The organism is Caulobacter sp. 602-1 (assembly GCF_003931565.1).
Taxonomy (GTDB): Bacteria; Pseudomonadota; Alphaproteobacteria; order Caulobacterales; family Caulobacteraceae; genus Caulobacter.
Genome location: NZ_RRYI01000047.1, coordinates 1 through 360, shown reverse-complemented (window position 1 = coordinate 360; position 360 = coordinate 1). Strand labels below are relative to the sequence as shown.

Genomic DNA, 360 nt, shown 5'->3' with positions numbered 1-360 from the left:
AAGGCTCCGGTAGCGGGGCCGCCATACGAATAACCGAGCCGACCGCCACGCCACGGCCAATGCCAACACCCTTGATTTCCATAATGGTTCTCCTTTGTTCGTAGGGTAGTAGTTCTTTGGAGCAGTGGCCTCGATGCCTACTTCGGAGTATGCAGCCGCAGCCATTGCCGGCAAGTTCTTCTTTGTTAGTTCCCTTATTATGGTGGTTTATTATCTGCAACACGCCAACGGTAATCGTTTTCTGGATTTTATTCTACGTCTCGGTATACTCGATATCAAGCAGCTGCCGCAATTGGCCGCATGACTTCCATTTCAGACAGACGCAAAGGAGTGTCCTTTATGGTTACCCGCAACATCACC

General features: G+C 50.6%; 1 protein-coding gene. It reads left to right on the top strand.

From position 1 onward, the window contains the following. Window positions 1–133: 133 nt before the first annotated feature. Window positions 134–304, top strand: a complete 171-nt coding sequence (locus EIK80_RS26500; protein ID WP_003828049.1) for a hypothetical protein — start codon at window positions 134–136, stop codon at window positions 302–304. The last annotated feature ends 56 nt before the right edge of the window (window positions 305–360 follow it).